At 67.3% G+C, this 15,880-nt stretch carries 16 protein-coding genes and 1 other annotated feature; of the genes, 9 read left to right on the forward strand and 7 right to left on the reverse strand.

What is annotated here, in order from left to right:
- Positions 1–96: 96 nt before the first annotated feature.
- Positions 97–519, reverse strand: coding sequence for a hypothetical protein (locus tag KVT32_RS08285; RefSeq protein ID WP_217618008.1), 423 nt, complete (start codon positions 517–519; stop codon positions 97–99).
- 114 nt (positions 520–633) lie between these two features.
- Between KVT32_RS08285 and KVT32_RS08290 the strand changes: the two genes are divergently transcribed.
- The 9 genes from KVT32_RS08290 (at position 634) to KVT32_RS08330 (ending at position 10,758) form a co-directional block, all read left to right on the forward strand.
- Positions 634–1,392, forward strand: coding sequence for a gluconate 2-dehydrogenase subunit 3 family protein (locus tag KVT32_RS08290; RefSeq protein WP_152384432.1), 759 nt, complete (start codon positions 634–636; stop codon positions 1,390–1,392).
- Positions 1,385–3,157 carry a GMC family oxidoreductase gene (locus KVT32_RS08295; protein WP_217618009.1) on the forward strand — a complete coding sequence of 591 codons (1,773 nt, stop codon included), beginning with the start codon at positions 1,385–1,387 and terminating at the stop codon, positions 3,155–3,157. The genes KVT32_RS08290 and KVT32_RS08295 overlap by 8 nt, the downstream gene beginning before the upstream one ends.
- Entirely contained in the window at positions 3,154–4,125 is a 972-nt protein-coding gene (locus KVT32_RS08300) for a c-type cytochrome (protein WP_217618010.1), read from the forward strand. The genes KVT32_RS08295 and KVT32_RS08300 overlap by 4 nt, the downstream gene beginning before the upstream one ends.
- A 74-nt stretch (positions 4,126–4,199) precedes the next feature.
- Positions 4,200–4,252, forward strand: a sequence feature (sul1 is cis-regulatory element that is thought to sense ions involved in sulfur or methionine metabolism; They are found in Alphaproteobacteria).
- 91 nt (positions 4,253–4,343) lie between these two features.
- Positions 4,344–5,810 carry a SulP family inorganic anion transporter gene (locus KVT32_RS08305; protein ID WP_217618011.1) on the forward strand — a complete coding sequence of 489 codons (1,467 nt, stop codon included), beginning with the start codon at positions 4,344–4,346 and terminating at the stop codon, positions 5,808–5,810.
- 111 nt (positions 5,811–5,921) lie between these two features.
- Entirely contained in the window at positions 5,922–6,689 is a 768-nt protein-coding gene (locus KVT32_RS08310; RefSeq protein WP_056317766.1) for an endonuclease/exonuclease/phosphatase family protein, read from the forward strand.
- Positions 6,686–7,876 (forward strand): cardiolipin synthase ClsB, encoded by a 1,191-nt coding sequence (gene clsB, locus KVT32_RS08315; protein WP_062839509.1) that lies wholly within the window; start codon positions 6,686–6,688, stop codon positions 7,874–7,876. The genes KVT32_RS08310 and clsB overlap by 4 nt, the downstream gene beginning before the upstream one ends.
- A complete protein-coding gene (locus KVT32_RS08320) occupies positions 7,873–8,874 on the forward strand; it encodes a lysylphosphatidylglycerol synthase domain-containing protein (RefSeq protein WP_152384428.1) in 1,002 nt (333 codons plus the stop codon). The genes clsB and KVT32_RS08320 overlap by 4 nt, the downstream gene beginning before the upstream one ends.
- Positions 8,875–8,882: 8 nt before the next feature.
- The gene (locus tag KVT32_RS08325) at positions 8,883–10,013 is read left to right on the forward strand and encodes a DUF3182 family protein (RefSeq protein WP_217618012.1); all 1,131 of its coding nucleotides are present in this window, start codon (positions 8,883–8,885) and stop codon (positions 10,011–10,013) included.
- A complete protein-coding gene (locus KVT32_RS08330) occupies positions 10,000–10,758 on the forward strand; it encodes a S9 family peptidase (protein WP_056317755.1) in 759 nt (252 codons plus the stop codon). Before KVT32_RS08325 ends, KVT32_RS08330 begins: the two co-directional genes overlap by 14 nt.
- 19 nt (positions 10,759–10,777) lie before the next feature.
- Here the strand turns inward: KVT32_RS08330 and KVT32_RS08335 are convergent, their stop codons facing one another.
- The 6 genes from KVT32_RS08335 to KVT32_RS08360 form a co-directional block, all read right to left on the reverse strand.
- Positions 10,778–11,887 (reverse strand): DUF748 domain-containing protein, encoded by a 1,110-nt coding sequence (locus tag KVT32_RS08335; RefSeq protein ID WP_217618013.1) that lies wholly within the window; start codon positions 11,885–11,887, stop codon positions 10,778–10,780.
- Between the two features lie 168 nt (positions 11,888–12,055).
- Positions 12,056–12,742, reverse strand: coding sequence for a PIG-L family deacetylase (locus tag KVT32_RS08340; protein WP_217618014.1), 687 nt, complete (start codon positions 12,740–12,742; stop codon positions 12,056–12,058).
- A 21-nt stretch (positions 12,743–12,763) separates the two neighbouring features.
- Positions 12,764–13,192, reverse strand: a complete 429-nt coding sequence (locus KVT32_RS08345) for a PRC-barrel domain-containing protein (protein ID WP_152384423.1) — start codon at positions 13,190–13,192, stop codon at positions 12,764–12,766.
- A gap of 234 nt (positions 13,193–13,426) precedes the next feature.
- Positions 13,427–13,768: a YqjD family protein gene (locus KVT32_RS08350; RefSeq protein WP_056317742.1), complete on the reverse strand. Its 342-nt coding sequence runs from the start codon at positions 13,766–13,768 to the stop codon at positions 13,427–13,429.
- A gap of 89 nt (positions 13,769–13,857) precedes the next feature.
- Positions 13,858–14,058, reverse strand: a complete 201-nt coding sequence (locus KVT32_RS08355; RefSeq protein ID WP_062839516.1) for a hypothetical protein — start codon at positions 14,056–14,058, stop codon at positions 13,858–13,860.
- A 39-nt stretch (positions 14,059–14,097) separates the two neighbouring features.
- Positions 14,098–15,870, reverse strand: coding sequence for a thiamine pyrophosphate-requiring protein (locus KVT32_RS08360; RefSeq protein ID WP_217618015.1), 1,773 nt, complete (start codon positions 15,868–15,870; stop codon positions 14,098–14,100).
- Between the last annotated feature and the right edge of the window lie 10 nt (positions 15,871–15,880).

The following is a 15,880-nucleotide window of genomic DNA, read 5'->3' on the forward strand; positions in this document are numbered from 1 at the left end:
AGCAATGCATCAGAATATCCGCCGGGCTCTCTTTCTTACAGGATCCTGAATCTTACCTGAAAAGGCGCATTGCGCGACTTGGGGCTGTTACTACCCTCATTGGCCACGGAGGTCAGCCGTGCCGCCAGAGCCCGACGACGCGCCGGAGCCGGGCATGCCGCCGTGTCCTGTCGAGCCGGTATTGCTGCCCGGCGTGCCCTTGGCGCCTCGCGTGTCCGAGCCGGCGTCGTCTTGCCGCGGACTCGAGCCCGCGCGCCCGGGCTCGTCGCGGCTGGGGTCGCGCTGTTTCTGTTTTGCGTCCTTATGGTTTGCGCCCTTGTCTTGCGCGCCCTGCGTTTGCGCGGGCGGCTGTTGCGCGCCGGACGGCTGGTCCCGCTTGGACTGGCCGGTGGCGCTCATGCCGGGCGTCGTCATCTGCGCCTGCGCAACCAACGTTTTTTCAACGCGCTGCGCCGACGCGCCGGTGGCAAGCAAGCCGCTCATGACGGTAGCGCACAGATACAGAATCGGGTGTTTCATGGTTGCTCCTTGGTCGACAGCGGTGACACACTGAGCCCCAGGCCAATAAGCTGACGCGGGATCTCTGTTCATCCAGGGGCAAGTGGCGTGCCTGCCCCACCGAGGGAGCGATACATGCGTGATCAACCAGTACCCGGCCGGCGGGGGCTGCTCAAGGCCCTTGCCGTCGGCGTCCCCGGCGCCGCCTGGGCGCCCCGCGCAATCAGCGCACCGGACCATCCCCCTTCTGCCCCCCAGCCGGACGCTGCCGCGACCGGCGCCGCGCCCAACCGGACGCTCAAATTTTTCAATGCGCAGGAAGCCTTGACGATGGACGCCATCGCCGCGCGGCTGATTCCGGCCGACGATCTGGGTCCGGGCGCCAAGGAAGCCGGGGTGACGCTGTTTCTTGACGGCCAGCTTGCCGGCGCTTGGGGCGCGGGCAGCCAGCTCTACCGCCAGGGTCCTTTCGAACCGGGCACGCCGGAACAGGGCTACCAGCTTTCGTTCACACCGGCCGAAATGTTCCGGCGCGGTCTGGCCGCGCTGGACGCGGCGGCGCGCAAAGCGGACGGCAAGCCGTTCGCGGATTTGGATGCGTCGCGCCAGGACGCCTGGCTGCGCGACATGCAGGAGGGCAAGCCCGACTTCTCGCCGCTGCCTTCTGGTGTGTTTTTCCAGGCACTGCTCGAAGGCACGATCGAAGGATTCTTTTCGGACCCGCTCTACGGCGGCAATGCGGACATGGTGGGGTGGAAGCTCGTGGGGTTTCCCGGCGCGTTTGCCTCGTTTTCCAACGACATCGAGCGCCACGGCGTGATCTGGGCCGGCCAGCCGGTGTCCATTGCCAACGCCACGAGCCACAAGATGACGCCCGGAGGCAAGCATGGCTAAAACGCTACCGGCGGTCGACGTCGCAATCATTGGAGGCGGATGGACCGGTTCCATCATCGGCAAGGAGCTTGCCGCCGCCAAGCAACGGGTCGTGGTGCTGGAACGCGGCGAGGCACGGTGGCCGTCGCCTGACTTTCAGGGGCCCAATGTCCACGACGAACTCAAGTACACGCGCCGCCACGAACTGCATCAGGACGCCGCGACCGAAACCTACACGTTCCGCAACAACACGGACCAGAAGGCGCTGCCGATGCGCCGGTGGCAATTTGCCTACCCTGGCACGCATCTGGGCGGCGCGGGCAATCACTGGTCGGGCGCCTACTACCGCTTCGATCCCACCGACTTCGTCATGCGCAGCCATTACAACGAGCGCTATGGCAAGGACATCTTCGACAAGGAACTGACCTGTCAGGACTGGGGCATCACCTATAACGAGCTGGAGCCGTACTTCGACCGCTTCGATTACCTGATCGGCGCTTCCGGCCAGGCGGGCAACATCAAGGGCGAAAAACAGGAAGGCGGCAACCCGTTCGAGCCGTGGCGCTCGCGCCCCTACCCCAACCCGCCCATGAAGGTGCCTTACGCGCCGGCGCTCTTTGGCGAAGCCGCGCGCAAGCTGGGCTACCACCCTTACGTGCAGCCGTCCGCGCTCTGTACGCGGCCCTATGTGAACACCGAAGGCCTGCACATGAGCGCGTGCGTGTACTGCGGATTCTGTTCCAACTTTGGTTGCGAGCACTTCGCCAAGGCCTCGCCGCAGGTGTGCATCCTGCCGGTGGCCATGAAGATGGAGAATTTCGAGATCCGCACCGGCGCGCATGTGCTGCGCGTGGAGCTGACGCCGGACAAGAAGCGCGCCCGGGGCGTGACCTACGTGGATGCGGGCGGCGAAGAAGTCTTCCAGCCGGCCGAGATCGTCGTGCTGTGCGCGTTCGGCATCAACAACGTGCGGCTGCTGTTGCTCTCGGGGATCGGCAAGCCCTTCGATCCGGCAACCAACACCGGTGTCGTGGGCCGCAACTACACGCACCAGACCACCTCGGGCGTAAACCTGTTTTTTGATGAGTCGGTCAACATCAATCCGTTCATGGGCGCCGGCGCGGTGGCGGTGACGATGGACGACTTCAGCGCCGACAACTTCGACCACGGACCCGTGGGCTTCGTCGGCGGGGGCTATCTGCAGATCCAGGTGGTCAGCGGCGCGCCGATCGGCTTTCATCCCACGCCCAAGGGCACGCCGTCGTGGGGCTCCGAATGGAAGAAGGCGGTCGCGCGCTACTACAACCATGCGGCCAACATCACCATCACCGGCTCGGCGCAGCCCTGGCGCGGCGGCTACCTGAGCCTGGATCCTACATACAAGGATGCGTGGGGCCTGCCGCTGTTGCGGGTGACCTACGATTTTCCCGACAACGACATCCGCATGTCGGCCTTTCTGACGGAAAAAGGCGACGAGATCGCACGCGCCATGAAGGGCATCGTCCGCACCGAACCGGGCCCCCGCAAGCGGCCGTTTTCGGCGACCGCGTATCAGTCCACCCACCTGACGGGCGGCGCGGCAATGGGCGACGATCCCAACACCAGCGTCGTCAACCGCTACGGTCAGTCGTGGGACGTGCCCAACGTGTTCGTCACGGGCGCCGCGCTCTTTCCGCAGAACTCGGGCTACAACCCGACAGGCACCGTGGGCGCCACCGCCTACTGGATCGTAGAGAAAATCAAGGCGGACTATCTGCGTTCGCCGGGCCCGCTGGTGTCATCATGATCGAACATCGCAAAGGCATCATCTTCACTGTCGGGTTGATGGTCGCCGTGCCGGCCCTCACGCTGGTCGCGACCGTGCACCAGATGATGGGCGCGGGCGGCGACGAGGCGATCCGGGCCTCGGCCGTGCCGCAACCGCCACCGCCCGCCGCGAGTCCGGCCCCGCAGACGGCCGCGCCGGCGGGACAAGCGGCGGCCCCGGCTGCACCGGGCGCCGCGCCGGGTCCCGCCGCGGGATCGGGCGTGACGGCACCTGCCGCCGTATCGGGTGCAGCGGCGCCTGCCGCCCCATCGGGCGCCCAGCCGCCAGCCCCCCTGAAACCCGTGCCGGGACGCAGCGCCACCGATTTCACCGCGTCGCGCCCCGATTGGGAAAAATGGCTGCGCGAGGCCGATCCCGAAGCAGGCAAACAGCTGGCCGCGAACGGCAAGCCCGGCGCGGGGGTGCAGGCCTGTGTGGCCTGCCATGGCCCGGCCGGCATCACGCCCACGGGCGGCATTTTCCCCAACCTGGCGGGGCTGCGCAGCGAATATCTGGCCAAGCAGCTGGCCGACTTCCGGTCCGGCACGCGGGTGCAACCCCTGATGAACACCATCGCGCGCGCGCTGACAGAGGAAGAAATCGGACAGGTGGCGGCCTACTACGGCACGTTGGCCGGCCCGCCGCTGCACGTGGGCGAATTCGGCGGCGAGGCGGCGCGCAAGCTGGATGTCGAAGGCGACGGCGCGCGCGCCCTGCCCGCCTGCGCCAATTGCCATGGTCTGCGCGGCATGGGCGAAGGCCCGTTGCTGCCGCGGCTGGCCGGGCAGTCTCGGGAATATTTCACCGACCAGATGAACGCGTTTCGCAACGGATCGCGCCAGAACGACGATGTCGGCGTGATGCGGGCGTTTTCGCAGCGCCTGACCGACGCGGAGATCCAGGCGCTGGCGCAATACTACGCCGGCCCGGCGCCCGCGCCGCGGTAGGCGCCGGTTAGGCAGTACAATCGCGTCCGCCGCACCCGCAACGGGTGCGCGGCCGCGATGCTGTCGCGATCCCAGATGGACCCGGCTTGCCGGGTGGCTCGGCCGGGCGCCTATCCCTCGGACAACCTGCAAGCCCAACGGGCGATCGCCCTTGACCTGCCGCACACGCTGCGGCGCGACCCACGCCCGGCGCTTGCTCAAATCTGCTTAGCCAATCAATGTCAGTTCTTTCCAAGCTTCGCCGCGACTGGATGGCCAATCCGCGCGCGGACGTTCTGTCGGGGGTGCTCGTCGCCCTTGCCCTCATTCCCGAAGCCATCGGCTTTTCCATCATCGCCGGGGTCGACCCCAGCGTTGGCCTGTATGCCTCGTTTTCCATCGCGTTCATCATCGCGTTCATGGGCGGGCGGCCGGGCATGATCTCGGCCGCGACCGCCGCAGTCGCGGTCCTGGTCGCGCCGCTGGTGCGCGAGCACGGCGTCAGCTACCTGTTCGCCGCGACCGTGCTGATGGGCCTGCTGCAGATCGCCGCCGGATTCCTGCGGTTAGACCTGCTGATGCAGTATGTGTCGCGTTCGGTCGTGACCGGCTTCGTCAATGCGCTGGCCATCCTGATCTTCATGGCGCAGCTGCCGCAATTGATCGGGGTGACAGGGGTCACGTATGCCATGGTGGCCGCCGCGCTTGCCATCATTTACCTGCTGCCCCGGCTCACGACGGCCATCCCGTCGCCGCTGATCGCCATCATCGTCATGACGGCCGTCTCCATCCAGGCGCGCCTGGACGTCAACACGGTGGGCGACATGGGCGCGCTGCCCTCTGCCCTGCCGTCGTTCATGGTTCCCGATGTGCCCTTCACGCTGGAAACCCTGCGCATCATCCTGCCGTACTCGCTGACGATGGCCGCGGTGGGACTGCTGGAATCGATGATGACGGCGCAGATCGTGGACGACATGACCGACACCGCCAGCGACAAGCGCCGCGAATGCAAGGGCCAGGGCATTGCCAACCTGGTCACGGGCTTTCTGGGCGGCATGGGCGGCTGCGCCATGATCGGCCAGTCCGTCATCAACGTGCGTGCCGGCGGCCGCACGCGTCTGTCCACCTGCGTGGCGGGCGTCTTCCTCTTGTTCCTGATCGTGGCGCTGGGCCCCCTGGTGGCGCAGATCCCGATGCCGGCCCTGGTGGCCGTGATGATCATGGTGTCGATTGGCACCTTCAACTGGCGCTCCTTGCGCAACCTTGGCTCGCATCCCTGGCAGTCGTCGGTCGTCATGCTGGCGACGGTCGCCGTGGTGGTCTGGACGCACGACCTGGCACGCGGCGTGCTGGTGGGCGTGGTGCTGAGCGGTCTGTTCTTTGCCGGCAAGGTCAAGGGGCTGCTGCACGTGGCCACGTCGCTGTCCGAGGATGGGCGCACGCGTACCTACCGCTATTCGGGGCAGATCTTTTTCGCCTCGGCGTCGCGGTTCTCGGCGGCGGTCGACTTTCATGAAGCCGTGGAGCGCGTGGTGATCGATCTGACGGGCGCGCACTTCTGGGACATTTCGGCCGTTGGCGAACTGGACAAGGTGACGCTCAAGCTGCGCCGCGCGGGCCGTCAGGTCGAGGTCATGGGACTGAACGAGGCCAGCGCAACGCTGGTCGGGCGTTATGCCCAACCCGGGGCGCAATCGGGCCACTAGCGCGCCAACGCAGCCGACGCCTTAACGGCCTCGGCTGCGGATCAACACGTTTGGTTACTTCCCGGGCACGCCGCTTGCTCACTCCGCCAGATCGCATCTGCCGGAGTTTTCATGCCCGCTTCGCATTCCCTCGACGCCACGACGCTGACGGTGTTGACGGTCAACACCCATAAGGGCTTTACCAGTTTCAACCGCCGCTTCATGCTGCACGACCTGCGTGAGGCGCTGCGCACCGCTTCCCCGGACGTGGTCTTTCTGCAGGAAGTCCTGGGAGAACACCAGACGCACGCCGGGCGCCACGATTCCTGGCCGGCGCAGTCGCAGTATGAATTTCTTGCCGACACGTTGTGGACGGACTTCGCGTATGGCCGCAACGCGGTCTACCCCGAAGGACATCACGGCAACGCGATCCTGTCGCGCTACCCGATCGAAAGCCACGAGAACCACGACGTGAGCGTCGATGGCCACGAGGGCCGGGGCCTGTTGCACTGCGTCTTGAGACCCCCTTCCCTTGCCTCGCCCGTGCACGCCATCTGCGTGCATCTGGGGCTGCTCGAGCGCCACCGGGGCGAGCAATTGCGCCGGCTGTGCGAGCTGGTGTCCCACGGCGTGCCCGCCGACGAGCCGCTGCTGATTGCGGGCGACTTCAACGACTGGCGGCTGCGTGCGGACACCCTGATGCGCGATTGCGGCACGCAGGAGGTGTTCACGTCGCGTCTGGGCCGGCCCGCGCGGACCTTCCCGGCGCGCTGGCCGCTGCTGCGGCTGGACCGCATCTATGTACGCAGTGTGCGCGACTGGAAACCGGTGCCACTGGCATCGCGCGTCTGGTCGCGGCTTTCCGATCATGTGCCGATTTGTGCGGAGATTGCGCTATGAACCTGGGCTGGCGCGAAAACAACCGATATACCCTGCTGGAAAACGGCACGGAGTACTTTCCCGCCGTCGTCGAGGCCATCGACGCGGCCAAGAGCGAAGTGCTGGTGGAAACCTTCATCCTGTTCGACGACAGCGTCGGCCGGGATATCCAGCAGGTCCTGATCCGCGCCGCGAAGCGCGGCGTCAGCGTGGACCTGCTGGTCGACGGCTACGGGTCCGACGAGCTGAGCGAGGAATTCATCGGCGCGATGACCGAGGCCGGCGTGCGCTTTCACGTGTTCGATCCGCGCCCGCGCTTTCTGGGCGTGCGCACGAACGTGTTCCGGCGCATGCACCGCAAGATCGTGGGCATCGACCGCGAGCGCGCGTTCATCGGCGGCATCAATTTTTCCGCGGACCATTTGCCCGACTATGGCCCCGAGGCGAAGCAGGACTATGCCGTTCTGGTCGAAGGGCCGCTGGCGGCCGACATCGCCGACTACGCGCGCGCGCAGCTGGGCAACGGCAAGCGGCGGCTGCGGCGGCGCCCCGCCCGGATGGACCCCCTGCCCGCCGGCGACGGCGGCGGGCGGCTGGTGGTGCGCGACAACATCAGCCATCGCAGCGACATCGAACGCTACTACCGGGCAGGCGTGCGCTCGGCGCGCTCGGACGTGCTGATCGCCAATGCCTACTTCTTTCCGGGCTACCACCTGCTGCGCGATCTGGTGAAGGCCGCCCGCCGCGGCGTGCGCGTGCGGCTGCTGCTGCAGGGCGAGCCGGACGTTCTGGTCGCCCGCCTGGCCGCGTCGATGCTGTACGACTACCTGATCGATTCGGGCGTGGAGATCCATGAGTACTGCAAGCAGCCGCTGCACGGCAAGGTCGCGTGCGTGGACGATGACTGGTCGACGATTGGTTCGAGCAACCTGGATCCGCTGAGTCTGGCGCTGAACCTGGAGGCCAACGTCGTGGTGCGGGACGCGTCGCTGAACGCAGCCCTGCGCAAGAGCCTGGACCGGCTGATTGCCGAAGACTGCCGGCCGGTCGAGATGGCCAAGAACTCGCGGCGCCGGTTGCGCCGCCTGTGGCTGGGCGTGGTGGTGTTTCACTTTCTGCGGCGGTTCCCCGCGTGGGCGGGCAGCTTGCCGGCCCATAAGCCGCGCCTGCAATCCATGACGGCGGATACCGGAAGGGAGACCGCATGAAGATCCTGCATTCGTCACCCATGCGGGCGTTGAGGCGCCGCTGGCCCCGTATCAAGCGCGTGCTGCCCGTACTGGTGCTGATCGTGGTCGCAGGGCTGCTGTATTACTTCGGCCGCTCCGTGGACTGGCCGCAGGTGTGGGTCGCCATGCGCAAGATTCCGGGCCAGACCATCGCCATCGCGGCCGGACTGGTGGTTGCGGGCTACCTTGCGTACGGCAGCCTGGACCTCCTGGGCAAGAAATACACGCGCCACCACCTGCCCGCGCCCAAGGCGCTGGGCGTGGCGATGCTGAGCTACGCGCTGAACCTGAACCTGGGCGTGCTGGTGGGCGGCCTGGGGGCACGGCTGCGGCTGTACACGCGGCTGGGCTGCCGCAAGTCTGTCGCGACCCGCGTCGCCTTGTTTGCGGCGGCATCGAATTGGATCGGCTATGCGTGGCTGGCGGGCATCGTGTTCGCATTGGGCGTGGTGCCGGTGCCGGCGGGCTGGGAGATCGGCTCCGGCATGCTGCGCATCCTGGGACTCGCGCTGCTGTCGTTGGGCATTGCGTACGTCGTGACGTGCGCACGGGCCCGGCGCCGCAGCGTCACCTGGATGGGCCACCACATCGCGCTGCCGCGCGCCCGCATGGCCGTGGCGCAATGCGCTCTGGCGGCGCTGTCCTGGTCCCTGATGGGCGCCATCTGCTATGTGCTGCTGCAGGGCAAGGCAAGCTACCCGGCGGTGCTGGGCATCCTGCTTTGCACGAGCTTCGCGTCGGTCATCACCCGCGTGCCCGGCGGATTGGGCACCACCGAGGCCATCTTCGTGGCCGCGCTGGGATCCCACATTCCGCCCACCGAAGTGCTGGGCGCGGCCCTGGCCTACCGCGCCGTCTACGCGTTGGCGCCGCTGTGCCTGGCGCTGATCGCGTATCCCCTGATCGAGCTGAAATTGGGCATGCGTCGGCGCAAGGCGGACGCCGCTCCCCCAGGCCAAGCAAGCCGCGTGCAATGAGGACCGCCATGAGTAGACTCCGACCCGACTCCGCAGGAACCGTCGCCGCCTATCCGCGGCGCGCCGCTGCGTCCGAACACGATATCGCCTCGCAGGAGGCGCTGGCGTTGCGCGTTGCCGCCTTGCTGGGACGGCGGTTCGCCCCGGACTTCCGGCCGACCCGCAATCGTGGCGAACCACCGCCCTACTACGTGCCGGATCGCAGCATCACCAGCCTGGCCCGCGCGACAAAGCTGGGCATCACGCGAGCGGCCGACCTGTTCGGCGGCGTGACGCCGCATGCCTTCGTCGCCACCAAATCCATCACCCATGGCGTCGTCGACGCCCAGGCGCGGGTGCCGCAGGGGTGGGCGCCATCTTTGGCCGGCGCGCTCGACGAGGTTGTGCTTCGCGGCTTCACCGCCTTCACGCTGGAGGACGCCTACCGGGCCGGGGAACGGCTGCTGCAAGAAGGCGCATTCCGCGTCAAGCCAGCCGACGCCACTGCGGGCCGCGGGCAGGTCGTCGTGCGCAACGCGCAGGAATTGCGAGCCGCGCTGAGCGAACAGGACGCCGCATCCGTGCGCCGCCTGGGCCTCGTGCTGGAGGAGGACCTGGCGCAGATCGAGACCTACAGCGTGGGCTGGGTGCGCGTGGGCAAGCTGGAAGCGTCGTACGTGGGCACGCAGTGCCTGACACCGGACAACAACGGCGTCTCCGTGTACGGCGGCTCGAATCTCACCGTTGCCCGCGGGGGCTTCGACGAGTTGCGGGCGCTGAACCTGACCGACGAAGAACGGCAGGCGGTGGACTTGAGTTGCCGCTATGACACGGCGGTATCCACCGCCTATCCTGATTTCTTCGCGTCCCGGCGCAACTACGACGTGGGCGTGGGCCGCAATGCCCGAGGCGAACCGCGCGCCGGCGTGCTAGAGCAATCGTGGCGGGCGGGCGGCGCCAGCATTGCGGAACTGTCCGCGCTGCAGGCGTTCATGCTGTCGCCATCGCTCAAGTCCGTGTCCGCCTTCACGCGCGAACGCTATGGCGTCGACGAGCCGCCGCCCACGTCCGAGCAATATGTGTATCGCGGCGAAGATTCCGCCGTCGGTATGATCACCAAATCCGGGGGCATTCTGGAGGACGACGATGGCCGCCTTTAGCGACCCAATCGAAATCGACGTGGCGGACCAGCAGCTGGCCGGCACGTTTCTGACGCCCGAGAGCAAGGTGCCGGGCGTGCTGTTCATTCACGGCTGGGGCGGCGACCAGAAGTTCGACCTGGCCCGCGCCAAGGGCATCGCCGCGCTGGGATGCGTGTGCCTGACGTTCGACCTGCGCGGCCATGCCGCCACGCAGGCGCAGCAGATGCAGGTGTCGCGCGACGACAACCTGCGCGACGTCATGGCGGCCTACGACCGGCTTGCGGCCCATCCGTCATTGGACAGCGGCTCGGTCGCGGTAGTGGGCAGCAGCTACGGCGGCTACCTGGCCGCCATTCTGAGCGGACTGCGCCGCGTGCGCTGGCTGGCCCTGCACGTGCCCGCACTGTACCGCGACGACGAATGGATGCTGCCCAAGAACCAGCTCAACCGCGAAACCCTGCGGGCGTATCGCAACACCCATATCGAGCCCGAAAGCAACCGCGCGCTGGCCTCTTGCGCCACCTTCACCGGCGACGTGCTGATCGTGGAAGCCGAGCACGACGTGTACATTCCGCACTCGACGATCATGAACTACCGTTCGGCCTTCCGGCGGTCCCATTCGATGACGCACCGCATCCTGGATGGCGCGGATCACGCCCTCAGCGACAAGGCCTCGCAGCAGGCCTATACGTCGATCCTGGTGAACTGGGTGACCGAAATGGTCATGGGCGCGCGGGTCGGCCGGCCGCGCCCGCTGCCTTAGGCGGCTACCCGGCGACGGCTCAGGGCTTGGCGGGGCTGAGCAGGTCCGACAACGCGTTGCCCAATTCCTTGACGGCGCCCGCGACCCCTTCCGCGGCGCCTTCGGCGCCCACCCCGATGGCGTGTCCGAAGCCTTGCGCCACCTGCGCCGCAAAGCCGCGCGTGACCGAGAACTTCGGATTATCCAGGCTGCCCGCCAACGCGAAGTCGAACCGGACCGTGCCGCTCTTGTCCTTCATGGCCGCCAGCACTGCCTTGCGCGGCAACGAGAACAGGCTGCCGTCGCCGCTGAACTTCAGGTTGTGCAAGGCCACGGCGCCCGAGGCCTTCAGCTCATGCCGGGCAATCGATGTCTTCATGTCCAGGTCCATCGAACCGCCCGACAGCGAGCCGGCGCCGTTCTCGGCCAGATAAGGCGCGGCATGGCGCACGTCCATGTTGCGCGCCGCGACCGTGATGTCCGCATCCGTGCCGCCGATCACCACCTTGCCCCGCGCGCGCACCGTCGACTCGCCATTGCGGTTGTCCTCGACCTGGCCGCTAAATTCCATGTCGCTGGACGTGCCATCGCCAGGAATGACCACCGGCTGCAGCCGCGCCTGCACGTCCTTGAAGGGAATGCGATGCGGCGGCTTGGAGACAGCGCCGTCCAGGTATTCCAGCCGGCCATCGCCCAGGATCAGCTCGGCGACGCGGATCGGCCCGTTGCGCCGCGTCTTGCCATCCCCCACGCCGGCCCGCAGCGCCGCCTGCAGCGCGGGGGATATCTGCATGTCGCCGTCGGGACTGCGCACCACGGCGAAATCGAACCCGTCGATGATGATGCGCTTGAACACGGCCTCGCGGCGCAGAAAGGCGGTCCACTCCGGTTCAAGTTCAACGCGCTGGGCGCGCGCGCCAGGCTGGCCGGATGCGCCGGGTACGGTAACGTCGGTCAGCACCACCTGCCGCAGGCCGACCTGCACATTGCCGACCTGGCTCCGGGGGCCCAGAATGCTGGCGATGCGCTGTTCGACCACGCGGGTGGCGGCCAGCGCCAACACCGCAAGGACGGCTCCGATCAGAAGCAATATCGCCAGGGCGGTGCCCCAGCCTGACCGGCCACGCGCGTCGGCTGCGTTCGAACTCATCTTGGTTTCCGAAGTTGTACAAATCACCGGCGCCGCCGGCGCCACACCCCTTGCACCATAGCGAGGCGCGGCGGCCTGCGCAACCTGGAGCATCGTCCGGGATGCGCAATCATTCATCAATGCTCGAAAAGGATGAGACGGCGCCCGGCCTCGCCGTCTCGATGCTGGTCAAGCGACCTCACGCCGCCAGGACAGCCGCCAGTAGCGTTCGGGACGGGATGGCAAAGCGCCAACCTGCCCCGCCTGTACCTCTGCCGCCAGGCTGTTGCGCGCGGCCAGGGCGCGCAGATGGGCACGCGTGACGTCGCCCTCGGCGCCGGCGTCGAACGGTGAAGCCAGGATCCGATGGCGCAGCAGACTGGCCAGCCGCTCCTGGACCGCGCCCGGCTCGGCGTCCGCGACCTCTTCATAGGCGATCCACTCCACACGCAGAAACAGCGCCCGCGCGGTCAGGCATGCGTCCGACACTTGCAGCTGCGCCGGCCCGCACAGCCCAAGCGGGATCAGGATCACCCGTGGCCGCAGTGCGGACAGCGCCGATGCCAGGGCGCCCGTCAAGCGCCCGGCCCTGCCGCTGTCCGGGCGCGGATCTTCCGCCAGATCCATCTGCACGCCGCGCACGCCCAGCAGGGACAGCGCCCGCTCGCTGCTGGCCTGGCGGGCAAGGACGGCTTCGCGTCCGCTTGCAAGACGGTCGGCGCTGTCCTTGTCGCTGGCGCAACCGGACGGCAGCGGCAAGCCCGAATACACCGTGAGCACGGTGCTGTCCGGACGCGCCGCCAGCAGGCCTGCACAGCCGCCGACGGCGTCGTTGAAGCAGGGAGAAACCGCAATCAGTCTGCCTTCCCGGAGCATGGCGTCCTCGTCGGTAGCGGCTTACCAATACGGGGGCTGGTTGTAATACTGATGAATGCCTCTGGCCCAGGTTTCGTCCGCCATGCTGGGCCAATTGTCCTTGTCGAACCCGTCGGCGTTCTTGAGCACCTCCTTGTCCACGTTCAGCACGAAGCACTTGCGGTCGGTATCCAGCGTCAGCGCACTCCACGGAATGGCGTACAGCTTGTCGCCAATGCCCAGGATGCCGCCGCGCGACAGGACGGCATACGCGATGCGCCCGTGCGGCACGTCCAGCATGATTTCCTGGATGCTGCCCAGCGATTCGCCAGCCGGGTTGTAGACGTCGTTCCCTTCAAGGGTGCTGGCCGCCATGATCTGCGGACCGGGACCGCTGGGATCGTTTTTCGGGCCGCCCACGATCTTGGTTTCGCTTTGCGCCTGGCCGGCGCCTGTCAACGGATGGTTCATGGTGAATCTCCTTCAGTAAAGCGTCTTGCATGGCGAACGGTTCGGCATGCTGGTCATCCTCCAAGCAAGCCCTGTGCCACACCGCTGTGCGGCTTGGCGCCCCGGCCTTGCGCAGGTCCGGCCCGCACAAGATGGCAGTTCTTACATGCGGCCCCACAAAAATGCCGGGGCCGGCCCTGCGTGTGCAGGATCGGCCCCGGCCGGAGCGCGGGTCGGGCCGCGCGGGGGTTGGCGTCAGCGCCGGTTACCGCGGTCCGACATCATGCAGATGCCGGCCAGCACGCCCAGCAGCACGGCGCCTGCGATGCTCTTCCAGGCGTTTTCATGCACGTATTCATCTGTGGCGTGCGACACCACGCGCGCCCGGTCCCAGGCCGCACGCTCCCATCCGCGGGCCTGATCGCGTGCGGCGTCCAGCTGATGCTTGAGCTTGTCGCGGGCGGATTCGATCTCCGACCCGCTGTAGCTGGCGGTGCTTCGCAGCAAATCCTCGGTGCCTGATATCAGGTCGCGCATCGTCCGCGAAGACGAGTCCGAGGTGTGGAACATGTCGCGCAGCCTATCTCGTTTGTTCATGGGTACTCCTTTGAAAAGTGCGGATCGCTCCCCCCGCGGCACGGCGCACGCGAGGCGCGGCCCGCAAGCCGCAAGCCGTGCGGGGCCGGTCACAGCCGGTCGATGCCCGGCGTCTGCTGGGGGTCGACCCCCGGCATGGGATTGGGAATGCTGTCCGGAGGCCAGTGCCCCTTCTCATCCTTGCCCGCGCCGGGCGCGTCGGGCTGGGGTTGTTCGGCGGGCGCCTGGTCCGGGGTCTTCTGTCCGCCCTGTCCGGGCGGTGGGGAACGCGTCCCCTCAGTGTTTGCCATGATGTGCTCCTGAAATGAAAAGACTGATGCAATCGGCTGTCAACTTGCCCACCATTGCTTGATCGTCGCGCGCAGCGCCGCGCCGCCCGTCGCGGCATCTTCCTGGCGCAACGCCTTGAAATACGCACCGATCTGCTTGGCCGGGATGTGGGGCGGCAACGGCGGCATCTCGGGATCGGTCACCATCTCCAGCACGACAGGACGTCCCGCCGCCAAGGCGCGGTCCCACGCCGGCCCGACGTCGTCGGGACTGTCCACCCGGATGCCCTCCAGGCCCAGCATCCGGCCATATTCCGCATAAGAAAACTTGGGCAACCACTGCGAGTCCGGAAAGCGCGGGTCCCCGCCCATCACGCGCTGTTCCCACGTCACCAGGTTCAAATCGCCGTTGTTCAGCACCATGACGATCAGGGTGGGATTGCTCCAGTCCTGCCACCGGTGGGCAATGGTGATGAGCTCGTTGATGCCCAGCATCTGCATCGCGCCGTCGCCCACCAGGGCGATGACAGGCCGATCCGGATAGGCAAGCTTTGCCGCCACCGCATAGGGCACGCCGCAACCCATCGTGGCCAGCCCGCCCGACACCGAACCCATCATGCCGGCCTGAATGTCGACGTTGCGCGCATACCAGTTGGCGGCCGAGCCCGAGTCGCAGGTCAGAATGGCCTGCGCAGGCAAGCGCTTGGACAACTCCAGGAACGGGCGCTGAGGATTGATCGGCTTGGCATCGACCATCGCACGGGCATGCACCGTTTCGCGCCAGGCGGAAACCTGCTTCTCGATACGCTCGCGCCAGCGCCGCGTTTTCTTGGGTTCCAGCAGCGGTATCAACGCTTCCAGCGTCAGGCGGCTGTCGCCCACCAGCCCGATTTCCACGGGATAGCGCAGGCTGAGCTTGCGGCCGTCGCGGTCGATCTGCACGGCGCGCGCCTGGCCTTCCTGCGGCAGGAATTCCGCATACGGGAAGGAGGTGCCCACCATCAGCAGCGTGTCGCACTCGTTCATCATGTCCCAGCTCGGCTGCGTGCCGAGCAGTCCGATGGCGCCCGTCACGTAAGGCAGGCTGTCCGGCAGCACGGCCTTGCCCAGCAACGCCTTGGCCACGCCGGCGCCCAGCAGCTCGGCGACCTCGCTGACCTGTTCGCCCGCCTGCAGCGCGCCCGCGCCCACCAGGATTGCCACCTTCTCGCCGCGATTCAGGATGTCGGCGGCGTTGCGCAGCGCGTCCGGGCCGGGCACCGCGGCGTGGGAGGTTACGCCGATGCCAGTGTGCACCGTGCCGTGCTCACGGGGCGGCGCCGGCACGGCCGGCAAGTCCTGCACGTCGTTGGGGAAGATGACGCAGGTCACGCTGCGCCGCTCCAGCGCAATGCGCATGGCGCGGTCCACCATGTGGCGCGCCTGCTCCGCCGTCGTCGCCATCTGCACGTAATCGTGCGCGACGTCCTTGAACAGGCTGATCAAGTCCACTTCCTGCTGGTAGTCGCCGCCCAGCGCGCTGCGGGCCTGCTGGCCCACCAGCGCCACGACCGGCTGATGATCCAGCTTGGCGTCATACAGACCATTGAGCAGATGGATGGCGCCGGGCCCCGAGGTCGCCAGGCATACGCCGACCTGCCCCGTGAATTTGGCATGGGCGCACGCCATGAAAGCGGCGCTTTCTTCGTGGCGGGCCTGTATGAATTCCAGCGGCTCCTGCGTGCGGCCAAAGGCGCCGATGAGCCCGTTGATGCCGTCGCCGGGATACCCGTACACCTTGCGCACGCCCCACTGCGACAGCCGCTTCAACACGAAGTCCGACACTGTTTCCATACGTTTCTCC

It is taken from the genome of Achromobacter sp. GbtcB20 (assembly GCF_019091095.1).
Classification (GTDB): Bacteria; Pseudomonadota; Gammaproteobacteria; order Burkholderiales; family Burkholderiaceae_B; genus Achromobacter; species Achromobacter mucicolens.